The 14103-nt window shown below is 72.3% G+C and carries 12 protein-coding genes; 4 read left to right on the forward strand and 8 right to left on the reverse strand.

Annotation, left to right across the window (positions count from 1 at the left end; translation table 11 throughout):
* On the reverse strand, nucleotides 1-194 hold a 194-nt coding region (locus ACZ4V1_RS28340), incomplete at its 3' end, for a carboxyl transferase domain-containing protein (RefSeq protein WP_468341371.1).
* Nucleotides 195-348: 154 nt separating this feature from the next.
* Nucleotides 349-2745 (reverse strand): polysaccharide lyase 8 family protein, encoded by a 2397-nt coding sequence (locus ACZ4V1_RS28345; protein ID WP_468341600.1) that lies wholly within the window; start codon nucleotides 2743-2745, stop codon nucleotides 349-351.
* Between the two features lie 144 nt (nucleotides 2746-2889).
* On the opposite strand from ACZ4V1_RS28345, the gene hpnR reads away from it, so the two are divergent.
* Both hpnR and ACZ4V1_RS28355 read left to right on the forward strand, forming a co-directional pair.
* Nucleotides 2890-4383: a hopanoid C-3 methylase HpnR gene (gene hpnR / locus ACZ4V1_RS28350; RefSeq protein ID WP_468341374.1), complete on the forward strand. Its 1494-nt coding sequence runs from the start codon at nucleotides 2890-2892 to the stop codon at nucleotides 4381-4383.
* A gap of 115 nt (nucleotides 4384-4498) precedes the next feature.
* A complete protein-coding gene (locus ACZ4V1_RS28355) occupies nucleotides 4499-5056 on the forward strand; it encodes a YceI family protein (RefSeq protein WP_468341377.1) in 558 nt (185 codons plus the stop codon).
* A 77-nt stretch (nucleotides 5057-5133) separates the two neighbouring features.
* Here ACZ4V1_RS28355 and ACZ4V1_RS28360 read toward each other — a convergent pair whose 3' ends face one another.
* The gene (locus ACZ4V1_RS28360) at nucleotides 5134-5805 is read right to left on the reverse strand and encodes a TetR/AcrR family transcriptional regulator (RefSeq protein WP_468341380.1); all 672 of its coding nucleotides are present in this window, start codon (nucleotides 5803-5805) and stop codon (nucleotides 5134-5136) included.
* Between the two features lie 84 nt (nucleotides 5806-5889).
* Here ACZ4V1_RS28360 and ACZ4V1_RS28365 point away from each other — a divergent pair, with 84 nt between their 5' ends.
* On the forward strand, nucleotides 5890-6891 hold the full coding sequence (locus tag ACZ4V1_RS28365) for a DMT family transporter (RefSeq protein WP_468341603.1): 1002 nt from the start codon (nucleotides 5890-5892) through the stop codon (nucleotides 6889-6891).
* 186 nt (nucleotides 6892-7077) lie between these two features.
* Complete coding sequence (locus ACZ4V1_RS28370) at nucleotides 7078-8283, forward strand: Cmx/CmrA family chloramphenicol efflux MFS transporter (RefSeq protein ID WP_468341606.1); 1206 nt, start codon at nucleotides 7078-7080, stop codon at nucleotides 8281-8283.
* 48 nt (nucleotides 8284-8331) lie between these two features.
* Here ACZ4V1_RS28370 and ACZ4V1_RS28375 read toward each other — a convergent pair whose 3' ends face one another.
* The 5 genes from ACZ4V1_RS28375 to ACZ4V1_RS28395 all read right to left on the reverse strand — a co-directional run bounded on the left by ACZ4V1_RS28375 (nucleotide 8332) and on the right by ACZ4V1_RS28395 (nucleotide 14099).
* Complete coding sequence (locus tag ACZ4V1_RS28375; RefSeq protein WP_468341383.1) at nucleotides 8332-9684, reverse strand: hypothetical protein; 1353 nt, start codon at nucleotides 9682-9684, stop codon at nucleotides 8332-8334.
* A 117-nt stretch (nucleotides 9685-9801) separates the two neighbouring features.
* Nucleotides 9802-11406, reverse strand: a complete 1605-nt coding sequence (gene cimA / locus ACZ4V1_RS28380; protein WP_468341386.1) for a citramalate synthase — start codon at nucleotides 11404-11406, stop codon at nucleotides 9802-9804.
* A 515-nt stretch (nucleotides 11407-11921) separates the two neighbouring features.
* On the reverse strand, nucleotides 11922-12533 hold the full coding sequence (locus ACZ4V1_RS28385) for a TetR/AcrR family transcriptional regulator (protein ID WP_468341388.1): 612 nt from the start codon (nucleotides 12531-12533) through the stop codon (nucleotides 11922-11924).
* On the reverse strand, nucleotides 12530-13024 hold the full coding sequence (locus tag ACZ4V1_RS28390; protein ID WP_468341391.1) for a hypothetical protein: 495 nt from the start codon (nucleotides 13022-13024) through the stop codon (nucleotides 12530-12532). The genes ACZ4V1_RS28385 and ACZ4V1_RS28390 overlap by 4 nt, the downstream gene beginning before the upstream one ends.
* A gap of 37 nt (nucleotides 13025-13061) precedes the next feature.
* Nucleotides 13062-14099, reverse strand: a complete 1038-nt coding sequence (locus ACZ4V1_RS28395; protein WP_468341393.1) for an agmatine deiminase family protein — start codon at nucleotides 14097-14099, stop codon at nucleotides 13062-13064.
* Nucleotides 14100-14103: the final 4 nt, after the last annotated feature.

A 14103-nucleotide genomic window follows, 5' to 3' on the forward strand; every position in this document is an offset into this window, starting at 1 on the left:
TCGACCTCCCGGAAGGACCCCGGGTCCACCAGCAGCTCGATACGCTCCCGTGCCGTCAGCTTGCCCTTGGCGTGCTGCGCCGCCGTCGCCTTCTCGCTCGGTCCGGCCAGTGCCTGCGCACGGATCTCGTGCAGTTCGGCCACTCGCCCGCGCGCGTCCGTCGGCTCACCCGGCGCCTCATCCAAAACGGTCATGTAGCGACTCTACGAAGCCGACCAAGGAATGCGAGCCGTCGACTCCGTACAGTCTCCGGCGCGTTTTCCTGGTAGCACTGAACAGAACCCCCACGACATGCAGCCGTTTCGACTGCTCAGAGGGCCTCATTCTTGTAGGGGTCGCACAAAGCCTTCAGCTGAGAGTCACCTCACATTCGTGGGTGGTACATACCACCCCTGGAGTGACGCGGAGGTGCAGTCGGCGGCCCGTCGCGAGGACCTCGACCGTCTCGTCGGCCCGTACCGCCGCTCGCACCGGACGGTCCCAGAAGATCTCCAGGGGCCGGCCCGTGCGCGGCGGCTCGCTCACGCAGAGGGTAGCCGTACGGCCCCGGCGGCGGACCAGCACGCTCGCGCCCGCCGTCGCGGTGAGCCGGTCCGCCGTGCCCGCCGTGCCCGCCGTGCCCGCCGTGCCCGCCTGCCAGAAGTTCGCGGCCGTGAGGCCGAGCGACGGGACCACGATCGCCTGGCAGCGGTCGTCGTTGGCGAGGACCGCCAGCCGGCGGCGGTCGGCGGCGCGGCGTGCGACGTCCCCGCTGGTGGCGCCCGGCATGAGGACGTAGACGTACTCCGCGTCGGCCGGGTCCGTGCCGTGGTCCAGCCAGAGGGTCTGCCAGCGGCGGGTGCGGCGCTCGGTCGTGCTGCCGGTGTTGATGTCGGACCAGGCGCCGGTGCGGTCCTCGCGCAGGGTCCGCAATCCGCCCTCGGGCACGATCCAGCCGCCGTGGCCCTCCAGGTGTGCCCAGCCCGGGCCGCGGGCGAGTGCCTGGGTGCCGCCCTCCCCCAGGTTGCGGTTGTCGACGACCGTCTCGACCCGGACGCCGTCGGCGCAGGTGATGCCGGCTCCCAGGCAGACCACCTCGTCGCCGAGGAAGAACCAGGACTTGCGGGCTTCGAGTGTCGAGCCGAGCCCCTTGAGGTGCTGCCCGACGGCCGCGTACTCGCCGTCGGTCGTGCCGCCGACCCAGCGCACGCCGGGCTTGGGCGCACCCCATTCGCCGCCCGCCCGGTCGGGCAGGCGCTTGGTGGAGACGGTGGTGCCGGGCAGCCGGTACCAGTCGACGGTCGGCCAGAACCAGTCCGTGTACTGGTCGGCAGCCGTCCCGTTCGCCCACCACGCGAGCATGCCCGCGCCGGTGTGCCAGCCGCGCGGGTTCTCGCCGTTGCCGCATTCGTAGTGGGCGATGCGGTCGCTGGCCATGGCGAGATGCGCGGTGAAGGCGGGGCGGCGGTGGACGGCACGGTCCATGGCCGCGAAGAGCCGGTGACCGGTGGGCTCGGGTGCGGCCTCGACGGGGGCGTCGGCGATCTCGTGCAGCCGGGCCAGGTCGGCGACCGGGAACTGGGGTGCCGTCAGGACGGGGGTGACGGTGTCCCGTTCGATCCAGCCCTTGATCCGCGCGTACCAGCGCTCGCGCTCGGTGTCACTCGCGCCGCCCGCGAGAACGGCCATGGCCGCGATGAGCTGCTGTCCGTGGAAGTGGTCGCTGCGCATGACGTGCAGGTCGTCGCTCTCGAGGTAGCCCCGGCTGATGGCGCGGCCGTTGACGCCGTCCATGACGAGTCCGTCGTGGACGAGGGGGGCGTAGGCGTGCTCGACGCTGTCGAGGACGATCTGCCTGCCCGGGTCCGTCACCTCCCACTCCGAGCCGGCGAGCAGGGTGAGGAGCCGGCCGAGGCCGTCCAGCATGACCTGGCCGTACGTCCCCGAGTAGGCGACCCAGGTGTGCTGGACGAACGAGCCGTCGGCGTAGAGGCCGTCGCCCTTGGTGACGTACGGGAAGACCGGCGAGAGGGCGTCGCGGGCGAGGGCGATCTCGGCGGGGGCCCGGCCGAGGATGCCGCGCAGGGCGACCGAGCGGCACAGGTCTACGCGGTTGGCGCCGGTGGAGGTGCCGGAGTAGTCGCGGAGCATCGAGTCGGGGACGAAGTGGTCGACGGCGGCGCAGGCGGCGGTGACGCGGTCGGTGCCGAGGTGGTCGTACAGGGCGGCCGTGATGTCCATCAGGAGGCGGGGGCTGCCGATCTGCCACTCCCACCAGTTGCCGTAGCGGGTGGTTGCCGGGTTGTAGACGGTGGCCGAGAGGTGGTCGAGGCCGCGCAGGATGTCGGCGAGCAGGGCGTCGTCGCCGGTGGAGCCGGTGCCCTGCTGGACGTACGCCTCGGTCATGGTCCACAGGCGGCCGTAGGAGAAGGTGATGCCGGCGGGCGGGTCGAAGGGGTGGCCGGGCCACAGGGAGGCGGGAGTGGGGGCCATGGTGGCGCGGTGGGCGCGGGCGCGCTCGCCGGTTTCCGCGAGGCGGGAGGCGTACGGTTCGGCGGTCGGGTCGTAGCCGTCGCCGAGGGCGATGCCGAGCCAGCGCAGGCGGAGGGTGTCGTAGGGGTCGGCGGGCGCGCCGAGAGCCGGGGCGCCGAGGGCCGGGGCGGCGAGGGCGGGAGTCAGCGCGGCGGTCACGGCGGTCGCGAGCAGGAAGGTCCGGCGGGTGGGTTCGCCGCCGGTCGGGCGGGCGTGCGGCCACTTGGAGGTCATGTCCATGACCCTTCCCCGGTCCGGGGTCCGCCAGGCGGCCGTACGGGTGCTGCGAGGACGGTCCCGCCGGGTTAGGAAGAGGAGGCCTGCCCCCGTTCCGGTTCGTCTCAGTTCCGGTGCGTTCCGATCCGCGACGAGGTGACCATGCGCCTGCTGCTCGTCCATCCCAGCGCCCTGATGTACTCCGAGATCTTCCTGCGCCTGGAGCCCCTGGGGCTCGAACGAGTGGCGGGCGCGGCCCGCGAGGCGGGGCACGAGGTCCGGGTAGTGGACCTCCAGGTGATGGGCCTGGCGACCCTGCGGGACGAGGTGCGGTCCTTCCGGCCGGAGGCCCTCGGCGTCTCGCTGAACTACCTGGCGAACATCCCGGAGGCGATCGACCTGGCGGCGAAGGTGAAGCGGGAGGTGCCGGGCTGCTTCGTCTTCTTCGGCGGGCACAGCGTCTCCTTCGTCGCCGAGAACGTGCTGGAGCAGGCGGCCGGGGCGGTGGACGCGGTGGTCCGGGGCGAGGGCGAACCGGTGATCGCGCCGCTGCTGGACGCGGTGCGCGACGGCGGGGTGGAGGGCGTTCCCGGGATCATCACCGCCGCCGGGCGCGGGCCCGCGCCGCTGATGATGCACGGCATCGACTCCCCGCTGCCGGCCCGCGACCTGATGCGCAACCGGCGCCGCTACTTCATCGGCGAGCTGGACCCGTGCGCCTCCATCGAGTTCACCCGCGGCTGCCCCTGGGACTGCTCGTTCTGCTCGGCGTGGACCTTCTACGGCCGCAGCTACCGCAAGGCCTCCCCCGAGGCGGCCGCCGAGGACCTAGCGAGGATCCGCGAGCCCAACGTCTTCATCGTCGACGACGTGGCCTTCATCCGGCCCGAGCACGGCAACGCCATCGCCGCCGAGGTGGAGCGGCGCGGGATCCGCAAGCAGTACTACCTGGAGACGCGCAGCGACGTCCTGCTGCGCCACCCCGAGGTCTTCGAGCGGTGGGCACGGCTCGGCCTGCGCTACATGTTCCTGGGCATGGAGGCCATCGACGCCGAGGGCCTGGACCTGTTCCGCAAGCGGATCAGCCCGGACGAGAACTTCCGGGCCCTGGAGGTGGCCCGGCGCCTGGGCATCCAGGTCGCCATCAACCTCATCGTGGACCCGGCCTGGGACGAGGAGCGTTTCCGGGTGGTGCGGGAGTTCGCGCTGTCGGTGCCGGAGATCGTGCACTTCACGGTGATGACGCCGTACCCGGGGACGGAGATCTGGCACACGGAGTCGCGCCGCCTCACCACCCGCGACTACCGCCTCTTCGACATCCAGCACGCGGTGGTGCCGACGACACTGCCGCTGGAGCGGTTCTACGAGGAGCTGGTGCGCACGCAGGCCGTGATCAACCGCAAGCACCTGGGTCTGCGCACGGCGTTCGGCGCGGCCCGGATCCTCGGCCGGAACCTGCTGCGCGGGCAGACGAACTTCGCTCGCATGCTGTGGAAGTTCAACCAGGTCTACAACCCGCGCCGGCAGTTCGCGGACCACAGCATGCCCGTGCGGTACGAACTTCCGCTGCCGAAGCCCGTCGACGTCGGCGACCGGCGGCAGCTGTACGTCCACACGCGGTCGGCACCGCAGGCGTCGCCGCCTCGCCGCGGGTAACCGTTGAAGGCTGAACGGAATAGGTCTACAGTCGGGACCGTTGAACTGGTTGAACATTCAACATCAAGTCCCGGTGCCTTCCGGCACACGACCCGACCGTTCCCAGGAGGACGCCATGACCACGACCCCCGACCTCACCACGCTGACCGGCGAGTACACGGTCGACCCCGCCCACACGACGATCGGCTTCACGGCACGCCACGCCATGGTCACCAACGTCAAGGGCAAGTTCCTCGACTTCAGCGGCACGCTGCACCTGGACGGCGCCGACCCGACCCGCTCCACGGCAACCCTCGACATCACGATGGACAGCATCGACACCGGGTCCGCCGACCGCGACGGCCACCTCAAGAGCTCCGACTTCTTCAAGACGGACGAGTTCCCGAAGATGACCTTCCGCTCCACCAAGGCGGAGGCCCTGGGCGGCGACGACTACCGCGTCACCGGCGACCTCACGGTCCTCGGCACCACCAGGCCGCTCACCATCGACCTGGAGTTCAACGGCGCCGCCAAGGACCCGTTCGGCAACGAGCGCGTCGGCTTCGAGGGCAAGGCGGAGATCAAGCGCTCGGAGTGGGGGCTCACCTGGAACGCGGCGCTGGAGACGGGTGGCGTGCTCGTCTCCGACAAGATCAAGCTGAACTTCGACATCTCGGCGATCAAGCAGGCCTGACGTCCCGCTCCCCCTCGGAGGCGGCGAAGTCCACATCGGCGGCGGCGCGGATCCGGATCCGGCGACCGGTCATGGGCTCACCGCGGTGGCGCGCCCCGCCCGGCCCCGGCCCCGGCCCCGTTTTCCAGCAGGTCACGCACCTGGTCGAGGGCGTGTCCGAAGGGGTCGGGGAAGACGCCCAGCCCGTGCGCGACCAGGGCTCCCTCGTGCAGCAGCATCAGCGTGCGCGCCAGCCGGTCCGCGCCGGGCTCGTCGGCCATGTCGGCCACGCCGGCCACGTCGACTGCACCCGCCTCCCGGGCGAGGCGGGTGAACAGGTCGAGCATCCACCGCTTCTGCCCGGTGATGACCGGGTACGCCGGGTGGGCCGGGTCGCTGATCTCCGCGTGGGCGTTGATCATGCTGCACCCCTTGGACCCGTATTCCGCCGCCCACGCGCGCGATGCCTCGAAGACGGCACGGACCCGGGCGGCGGGCGCCTGGTCCGCGGCTTCCTCCAGATGGCCGGCCAGAAGCTCCCGCCAGCGCTCGTCGCGCCCTGCCAGGTACTCCACGACGATCTGCTCCTTCGAGCCGAACCGGTCGTACAGCGTCTTCTTGGTCACCCCTGCCTCGGCGGCGATGAGGTCCACGCCCACGGCATGGATGCCGCGCTCGTAGAAGAGCCGCTCGGCGGCCTCCAGGACGCGTCGCGCACCGGGCGTCATACGGACGCGGTGCGGTTCCTCGACAGACTCCACAGGCTTCATATCCCATGAGTATACCGGTCTGTATAGTGGGCACTCGGAAGCTAAGTAAACCGATCTGTCTACTGGATGCCGGATGTGGTCGACGTGAACACCCTGCTCTCGCTCGCCTTCGTACTGTGCTGGAGCTCCGGCTTCATCGGCGCCAAGCTCGGCGCCGGGACGGCGGACGCGACGACACTCCTGATGTGGCGCTTCCTGCCACTCGCCGTGGTCCTCGTCGCCGCCGCGGCCGTCACCCGGGCGGCATGGCGGGGATTGACGCCCCGGGACGCCGTCCGGCAGGTCGCCATCGGCGCGCTGTCGCAGAGCGGGTATCTGCTCAGCGTCTACTACGCCATCCAGCTCGGCGTCTCCAGCGGCACCACCGCCCTGATCGACGGCGTCCAGCCGCTCGTCGCCGGTGCGCTCGCCGGGCCCCTGCTGCGCCAGTACGTCTCACGCCGGCAGTGGCTCGGTCTGTGGCTGGGGCTGGCCGGTGTCGCCACGGTCACGGTGGCCGACGCCGCGGCGGCGGGAGCGGACGTGGCCTGGTGGGCGTACTTCGTGCCCTTCCTCGGCATGCTGTCGCTGGTGGCGGCCACCTTCCTGGAGGGCCGCTCACGCGCGCCGGTCGCGCCCCGGGTGTCGCTGACGATCCACTGCGTGACCAGCGCCGTCCTCTTCTCGGGCCTGGCGGCCGGCACCGGGGCCGCCGCCCCGCCCGCCGACTCGTCGTTCTGGGTGGCGACCGCCTGGCTCGTGGTGCTGCCCACCTTCGGCGGCTACGGGCTGTACTGGCTGATCCTGCGCCGGTCCGGCATCACCGAGGTCAACACCCTCATGTTCCTCATGGCCCCGGTCACGGCCGTCTGGGGCGCGCTGATGTTCGGCGAGCACTTCGGCGTGCAGACCGCGCTCGGCCTGATCGTCGGGCTCGCGGCGGTCGTCGTCGTCCGGAGCGGGGGCCGGCGTGACGACGGGGGCCGGGGTGGCGGCGACGGTCGGGGCGGCCGTCCGCGGCCCCGGAACGTCCGGGCCCCCGGATCCCCCGGATCCCCCGGATCCCCCTCTGATTATTCGGTCGTGTCCCGCGCCGAGAGGCGCTAGCCTGCCCGACGTGAACAGTCCCGAGGCGTCCAGACTCCGGCCACCGGTTCTCCGGTGGCCGTTCGTGATGCCGGGCTGAGGGACGCGCCGCGCGCGTACCCGTAGGCGCCGCCGCCTCCATCGCCGCCGCCGGACGACCGTCGCCGTGTCGTGTTCGACGTCGACTTCCGGGTGCGGGGTTTCTTCATGCCGTTCGCTCTTCTTGTCCTGGGTCTTGCCGTGTTCGCCCAGGGAACGTCCGAGTTCATGCTGTCCGGGCTGGTGCCGGACATCGCCGGAGATCTACAGGTCACCGTGCCGGCGGCGGGGGCGCTGACCTCCGCGTTCGCGGTGGGCATGGTCGTCGGGGCGCCGCTGATGGCGGTGCTCGGCCGGCGCTGGTCACGGCGGGGAGCCCTGTTGGGCTTCCTGATGGTCTTCCTCGCCGTTCATGTCGTCGGTGCCCTCACCGACAGTTTCGGAGTGCTCCTCGCCACCCGGGTGGTCGGGGCACTGGCCAACGCCGGGTTCCTGGCCGTCGCCCTGGTGACCGCCACGGGCATGGTGGCGCCGGAGGCCAAGGGGCGGGCCACGTCCACGCTGCTCGCCGACGTCACGCTGGCCTGCGTCGTCGGGGTGCCCGCCGGGGCGCTGCTCGGGCAGGTGTGGGGCTGGCGGTCGGCGTTCTGGGCGGTGGCGCTGCTGTCGGTGCCCGCTGTGGTGGCGGTCGCCCGGTCGGTTCCGGGCGGGGCCGCCGACGCCGCCGCTCCCCCGCTGCGCGGCGAGGTGCGGGCGCTGCGCAGCCCGCGCCTCCTGGTCACGATGCTGCTGGGAGCGCTGGTGAACGGAGCGACCTTCTGCACGTTCACGTACCTCGCGCCGCTGGCCACCGAGGTGGGCGGACTCGACGACGTGTGGGTGCCCGGGGTGCTGGCGCTGTTCGGGGCGGGGTCGTTCGTCGGGGTGAGTGCGGGCGGGCGGTTCGCCGACCGGCGTCCGGTGCTGATGGTGACGGCGGGCGGGGCCGCGTTGTGCGCCGGGTGGTGCGTGCTCGCGCTCGGCGCCGGAGCCCCGTTCCTGGCGCTCGGGCTCGTCTTCCTGCTGGGCGCCCTGTCCTTCGGGGTCGGCTCCACGCTCGTCTCCCAGGTGCTGTACGCGGCGGCGGGCGCGCCCACGCTGGCCGGAGGCTTCGCGACGGCCGCGCTCAACGTGGGGGCCGCGTTGGGCCCGTGGGCCGGGGGTACGGCGATCGGCGCGGGGTTCGGGTACCAGTCGCCGGTGTGGGTCAGTGCGGGGCTCGTCGCCTCCGCCCTCGCCCTCGCCCTCACGGTGTCGGCCGCGTCGGCCGCGCGAGCGACCCGGGAGTCCCGTAAGTCCCGGGAGTCCCGGGAGTCCCGGACGACAGCGGCCTGATCGTGGCGCCCGGCGAGCCGGCCCGGCGCCCGGCGCCCGGCCGACTCGTCAGAAGCCTCCGCCGAAGTCGCCTCCGCCACCGAAGCCACCGCCACCGCCGAAGTCGCCGCCCCCGAAGCCGCCGCCGAAGTCGCCGGGGTCGAAGTCCCCGCCGGAGACGTCGCCGCCCTCGTAGCCGCCGAAGTCGCCGTAGCCGGCACCGTAACCGGCGCCGTAGGCCGGGCCCGCCATCATGCTGCCCAGCATGGTGCCGACCAGCAGTCCCGGCAGGATGCCGCCGCCGAAGTAACCGCCCGCCCAGGGGCCGTAGGCCGGGCCCGCCTCCCAGTAGGGACGGCGGCCGTACTCGGTGTCCACCTCTCGGACCATCGGCTCCCGGCCGTCGGAGAGGCGGGTCTGATCGGCGGCGCACACCGGGACCTGGCGGGTGGTGCCGCCCTGCGGGGTCCAGGTGACGTCGGCGACCGACGGGCCGTGGCGCGGGTCGAAGAAGCAGGGCGGGCGGCGTTCGGGCAACTGCCTGCCCTCGCGGCGGGCGGCGAGCTGCGCGAGCGAGAAGCGGCCGTCCTCCAGCGCCTGGGTGACGGCGCGGACGTCCTCCGGCTTACGGGCGTCCGCCATGAAGGTCTTGGCCTGTTCGTAGGCGTCGAGGGCGCGTTCGTAGTCCGTGCGCATCGCGTCGTCGGCGCGCGGTTCCGCGGGGTGGAAGTCGAGGCGGTCCAGTTCCTCACCGAACGCGGTGATGTCCTCGTCGACCACCACCCGCAGCCTCTCCAGCGCCTCCCGCTGCTCCTCCTCGCGACGACGCCGGTTGCGCCGGGAGAGCGCGTAGACGCTCGCGCCGCCGACCGCCACGACCGCGCCCGCGGTGATCAGGGCACCGGTCGGCACCGTGGCGCCGCCCGGGTCCCAGGACGAGGGCGCGGAGCCGCGCACGCTGCGCAGCGCGTCGTCGACGAAGTCGTTCAGCTGGGCCTTGGTGTCACCCGCGCCCTGCGCCGCCGTGACCAGGTTGTCCACGCCCTGGCGGCTCAGCACGCTGCTGTCGGCGCGCGCGTCGAACCGGTCGCCGAGCCGGACGCCGTACAGGCCGGTGATGCCGGTCTCGGTGCGGAGGTTCCGGAAGAGGTTGTCCGTGGGGTAACCGGCGGGGAGGACCGCCACGAAGACGGGCTCGTCGGCGTCCTCGATCTTGTCGGCGAGCGCCTCGGCGTCCGAGGACGACAGCAGGCCGGAGGCGGCCGGATCCACGTACACCGGGCTCTCCCGCAGGGCCGCTCCGATCTCGGAGACGTCGGTGGCGGCCTGCGCGCCGGGCGCACCGGCCATCAGCACCGCCAGCGCGGCGATGACCGGCGCGACCAGGAGCCGTATGAGGACTCGAACACGTGCGTCCTTCATACGTTCGAAAGTACCCGAATCGACCTCAATAAGACATCAGTACGGGTGAGGAACGGACCGGGACGCCGCCCGGACACCGCCTGACACGTCCCGGGAGGAACGATCCGTGGCACCGGCTCACCCGGCGGGCGTGACCCCCGCCCGCAGCAGCCCGTACGTGTACGCGTCCTCCAGGGCCTGCCACGAGGCGGCGATGACGTTCTCCGCGACGCCCACCGTGGACCACTCCCCCGTCCCGTCGCTCGTGGAGATGAGGACCCTGGTCGTGGACTGGGTGCCGTGCACGCCCTCCAGGATGCGGACCTTGTAGTCGACCAGGTCGAGCTTGGCCAGCTCCGGGTAGATCTTCTCCAGGGCGACCCGCAGGGCGCGGTCCAGCGCGTTGACCGGGCCGTTGCCCTCGGCCGTGGCGACGATGCGCTCGCCCTTGGCCCAGAGTTTGACCGTGGCCTCGTTGGCGTGGGTGCCGTCGGGGCGGTCCTCGGCGATCGAGCGCCAGGACTCGACGTCGAAGTACTCGAGGGGGCTGCCCTCGGCCTCGGCGCGCAGCAGCAGTTCGAAGCTCGCGTCCGCGGCCTCGTAGGTGTAGCCCGCCAGTTCCCGCTCCTTGACCCGCTCGACGACCCGGCCGACCAGTTCGCGGTCGCCGCCGAGGTCGATGCCGAGTTCCCTGCCTTTGAGCTCGATGGAGGCGCGGCCGGCCATGTCGGAGACGAGCATCCGCATGGTGTTGCCGACCAGCTCGGGGTCGATGTGCTGGTAGAGGTCCGGGTCGACCTTGATCGCGGAGGCGTGCAGGCCCGCCTTGTGCGCGAAGGCGGAGACGCCCACGTAGGGCTGGTGGGTGGAGGGGGTGAGGTTGACCACCTCGGCGATGGCGTGGGAGATCCGCGTCATCTCGCGCAGCCGGCCCTCGGGCAGCACCTTCTTGCCGTACTTCAGCTCCAGCGCGGCCACGACCGGGAAAAGGTTGGCGTTGCCGACGCGTTCGCCGTAGCCGTTCGCCGTGCACTGGACGTGGGTCGCGCCCGCGTCGACCGCGGCCAGGGTGTTGGCGACCGCGCAGCCGGTGTCGTCCTGGGCGTGGATGCCGAGCCGGGCGCCGGTGTCGGCCAGCACCGTGGCGACCACGGCCTGGATCTGCGCCGGCAGCATGCCGCCGTTGGTGTCGCACAGGACGACCACGTCGGCGCCCGCTTCCGCGGCGGCGCGGACGACGGCCTTCGCGTACTCGGGGTTGGCGCGGTAGCCGTCGAAGAAGTGCTCGCAGTCGACGAAGACCCGGCGGCCCTGCGCCTTGAGGTGGGAAACCGTGTCGGCGACCATCGCGAGGTTCTCGTCGAGCGTGGTGCGCAGGGCGAGTTCGACGTGCCGGTCGTGGGACTTGGCGACCAGGGTGATCACCTGGGCGCCGGACTCCAGGAGCGCCTTGACCTGGTGGTCCTCGGCGGCGGTCGCGCCCGGGCGGCGGGTGGAGCCGAAGGCCACCAGTCGGGCGTGCCGGAAGTCGATCTCCTGCTGGGCGCGGGCGAAGAACTCCGTGTCCCGCGGGTTCGCGCCCGGCCAGCCGCCCTCGATGAAGCCCACACCGAAGTCGTCCAGGTGCCGTGCGATGGCCAGCTTGTCCGCGACCGTGAGGTTGATGCCCTCGCGCTGCGCGCCGTCGCGCAGGGTGGTGTCGAAGACGTGGAACGAATCGTCGAGTTCGCTGGTTGCGGTCATGATCTGAAGACTCCTGTATGGGATCTCGGTCTACCCGGAATGACCGGTTCCACCGTCCGTCTATGATCCCGCACGCTCTCTTCCCGGCTGGGGGTGGGCCAGGAAAAACGAAAAACCCCTCGCGGGTGCGAGAGGTCTGCGCGCGGGTCGAGGACGACGGTGTCCACCCGTACGTGGTCGTACGTGGTGGTCACTGCGGACCGGCGCGCCTGCTGCCAATAATCATGGCGAATGAGAGCACGGCGGCAGTCTGGCACAAACCGACCCCGTGCTCACCCCCGTCTCAGGATGCGAGCGCCTTGCTGGTCACCGCCGGGGGCGGGAGGCGTGGTGCGGCTGATCAGCGTGGTGGTGCCCAGCTTGCGGTCCGGTGCGGTGCTTCACCCGGTCGTGGAGGCAGACACCGGAGAAGTAGTGGGCGCTGTCCCCCCGGCCCCACGCCGAGGGCGCACCATGAGGCAAACGCATGGGCGGGCGGCCGGGCAATCCGCCGTAGGTACGACCCGGACGTGTGATCAGGCGTCCGTGACCAGGCTCTCGTCCAGGAACTCCCGCACATGGCCGAGAACCAGCCCCCGGTCAGTCCCGCGCAGCCCGATCGCCACGTGGATGGCGAAGCCGTCGAGGAGGGCGCGCAGCCGCGAGGCGTAGCGGTCGGGGTCGACGGGACGGAACTCACCGCGCGAGACCCCCTCGGCGAGCAGCGCGACCAGGTCGCGGTGCCAGGCGCCCTCGATCGCGGCCTGCCGGTCGCGGGCCTCGTCGGCGGCGTTCTGCGAGCGGTTCCAGACCTCCAGCCACAGTGTCCAGTGCGGGTCGCGGTGCCCGTCGGGGACGTACAGGTCGACGTAGGCGTCGAGGCGTTCGCGGGCCGTTCCGGGCCGGGTGAGCAGGCGGCCGCGTTCGGCTCCGAGGCGGCCCTCGCTCCACTCCAGGGTGCGCAGCAGCAGTTCGTCCTTGGAGTGGAAGTAGTAGAGGAGGTGGCCGCTGCTCATGCCCACCTCGCGGCCGAGTGCCGCCATGGTGAGTTTCTCCAGGCCGCGTTCGGCGATCATCTCCATGGCGGCGGCGAGCACGTCCTCGCGCGGCGGGGCGGTGTTGCGGCGGCGGGCGCCGGGGGTGCTCATGCGGAGGCCACCCGGACCGCGTCCGGGAGGAAGCGGATCTCCCACGGCCCGTAGCACTCGCTGTGCCAGGTGGCCACCGCTGCTCCGCACCCCCCGCACACCTGGTTGGGCCCTTCCATGCCGAGCGCTCCGCAGCACCCCGGCTCCTGGACGTCCGGATTGCCGGACAGCCGCTCGCGGGCGTCCTCCGGGTTCACCACCAGGGTGCCGCGCGGCCCCCTGGAGACCATGGTGCGGGGGCCGTCCGGCTCCCCCACCGAGACTCCGGGGAGGGTCGCCCCCTCCCACTCGGGGTCCGGGTGCGGCACGTACGGCGCCCCGCTCCGCTCGGGGTCCACCGCGTACCTGCCGGGCGGCAGGGTCGGCGGGGCGTGCCGCGAGCCGTCCGGGTTCTTGAACCCGTCGTGCTCCGGGAGCGGTGGCACCTCGGGCAGGAGACGCAGCGGCTCGGTCAGTCGGTGTCCGCAGGCCGTGCAGAGCAGTACATCCACCCGTACGTTCTACCCGATCACCGCCGCCGCCCCGCCCTCAGCCCGTCCTCGGCTGCTGCTGCGTGATGCAGTGGATGCCGCCCCCGCCCGCGAAGATCGCGCGCGCGTCCACCAGGGTCACCGTGCGCCGCGGGTGGAGCCGGCGGAAGATGCCGGCCGCGATCTCGTCGCGCGGGTCGTCGAAGCCGCAGAGCACGACGCCGCCGTTGCAGAGGTAGTGGTTGATGTAGGAGTAGTCCGCCCAGTGGCCGTCGGTCTCCAGGACGGTCGGGGCGGGTACCTCGACGACCTCCAGGCGCCGCCCGCGGGCGTCGGTGGCCGAGCGCAGGATGCCGATGGTCTCCTTGGTCACCTCGTGGTCGGGGTGGGCCGGGTCGGGCTGGTGGTGGGCGACGACGACTCCGGGGGCGGCGAAGGCGGCGACGATGTCGACGTGGCCGAGGGTGCCGAAACCGTGCGGGGGGTAGTCGCCGGTGAGGCCGCGCGGCAGCCAGATCGCCTTGCGGGTGCCGAGGTGGGCGTGGATCTCCGCCTCGACCCGCTCCTTGGTCCAGCCGGGGTTGCGCTCGGGCCCGAGCTGCACGGTCTCGGTGAGCAGGACGGTGCCCTCACCGTCGACGTGGATGCCGCCGCCCTCGTTGACCAGCGGCGAGGGGTACATACGGGCGCCGGCGAGGTCGGCGACGTACGCGCCGATCTTCGCGTCGTGGTCCCAGCGGGCCCACTCCTGGGCGCCCCAGCCGTTGAAGGTCCAGTCGACGGCGGCCAGTTCGGCGCCGTCGGTGAGGAAGGTGGGGCCGATGTCGCGCATCCAGGCATCGTCCAGCTCGCGTTCGACCGTCTCGACGCCGTCGCCCAGCAGGCCGCGCGCCTCGGCCGACTGCCCCGGACCGCACACCACCGTGACCGGCTCGAAGCGGCGGACGGCGCGGGCGACCGACGCCCAGGCGATACGCGCGGCGGCCAGGTCCTCGGGGTCCTCGAAGGTGGGGTTGGGGCCCGGCCACGCCATCCAGGTGCGCTCGTGCGGAGCCCATTCGGGAGGCATGCGGAAGCCGTCGGCGGCAGCGGTCATGGCG

Source organism: Streptomyces sp. NPDC028991, assembly GCF_055564775.1.